At 34.5% G+C, this 1,384-nt stretch carries 1 protein-coding gene and 1 pseudogene; one reads left to right on the top strand and one right to left on the bottom strand.

Going from position 1 to position 1,384, the window contains the following annotated elements; genetic code table 11:
* Positions 1-285: pseudogene (locus ACFIKB_RS09270) on the top strand (hypothetical protein); the annotation flags it as partial.
* Positions 286-437: 152 nt separating this feature from the next.
* Here ACFIKB_RS09270 and ACFIKB_RS09265 read toward each other — a convergent pair.
* Positions 438-1,130 carry a hypothetical protein gene (locus ACFIKB_RS09265; RefSeq protein ID WP_273791729.1) on the bottom strand — a complete coding sequence of 231 codons (693 nt, stop codon included), beginning with the start codon at positions 1,128-1,130 and terminating at the stop codon, positions 438-440.
* Positions 1,131-1,384 lie beyond the last annotated feature (254 nt).

The raw sequence follows: 1,384 nt of genomic DNA, 5'->3' as shown, positions 1-1,384 counted from the left end.
AAGATAGATGCGTACCGAGAAGAGTTTAAACGGAAAAGTGAAAAGATACAGGCACTAAAAGCAGATGTTCAATCACGCGACGAGAAAGTTGAAGAACTGAAACAAAAGATAGAAGAGCATGAAAAGGCATTCAGAAATGTAAGTGAAGTTGTGGCGACACTCGAAGCAGATGTGCAATCACGTGATGCGGAAATTCAAAGACTAACACAAAAGCTTAAGCCGCGTGATGAAGCAGTAAAAGCGCCGACTCATAAGAATAAGAAGAGTAAGAAGAAGGGTAAGTGAGGAGAGAAAGATGAGTTTAGTAGCAACAGTTCTTTCTATAACTACCAATCTATATTTGCTTTATGAGGTTTATCACTATTTTAAACAGGCAGGAGAGCTTAGGGATGAGATAATTAAACAAAAAAGAATAATATGGGATCTAGAGGATAAACTTAGGAAGAATGAGGGGATAAGAAATAGGTCCAAAAAGAAGCTTTAATTGTTTTTTGAGGATTACTTGAGGAAGTATGTTCCATAATAAAAAGCGGAGTATCTGATTTATTCAATTTTGAGGAACAAATGAAAAATTCTAATTTAATTTCTTGTCCACCGATTATATTATTAAAGGAATTAAGACCATTTTGTAAGGTTTGTTCTGTTTCGAGTTTTATTAGGTCTATATGTTTCGGAGATGTGGGGTTGATAGTTATTTGGCCATTTCCGCTAATAAATGTACCGTTGCTATAAACTATTTTATCAAATTCGAATTGGCATTTTTTCTCTATCCATATGTGATTTATTTTAATCATTCTTTCTGTAGGATTTTTAATGTATAATATGACACTAAATTTATTAGGATCATGTTTGTCTGGAGTAGGACTATGTACATTGAACTGTAGCGGTGGTCCTAAGTCCAGTTCTTCTTTTGTTTTTAGTAAAAAATTGACATGTTTTTCTGATGATGTGGCTTGCTTTTGCAATGATTTATTTTGCTCTTCTAGATGGTTAAACTGTTTTTCTACATTGCATAAATCTTCTCTTCGAGTCTTTTCTGCTTTTTTGAGATCTACGTATCTTAAAAACAACGATAGTATTAGGGAAAAGATACTAATAATTATAGCTATAACATCTTTATCTATTTGCATACTTCTTACACCCTTCTTTCCTTCATTTTCGGAAAAAAACACTTCTATAAAACACATTTTGTATGGAGAGGAGCAGTGAATAACACGATTCTTTGTTTTGATCTAGGTACGAAGATGGGTTGGGCGTTTCGCAATGCCGAGAGTGACATATTCAGTGGTACCGTGAATTTTCAATCACGCCGTTTTGAAGGCGGTGGAATGCGTTACTTGCGTTTTAAACAATGGCTATCAGAAATAAAGCAGACAGCAGGTCA

Source organism: Bartonella sp. MR110HLJHH (genome assembly GCF_042194225.1).
In the GTDB taxonomy this organism is placed as follows: domain Bacteria; phylum Pseudomonadota; class Alphaproteobacteria; order Rhizobiales; family Rhizobiaceae; genus Bartonella; species Bartonella grahamii.
This window is presented reverse-complemented; position numbering and strand designations above follow the sequence as displayed.

Excerpts from the sequence above, each read along its gene's own strand:
- ACFIKB_RS09265 (WP_273791729.1), bottom strand. The coding sequence starts at position 1,130 with ATGCAAATAGATAAAGATGTTATAGCTATAATTATTAGTATCTTTTCC.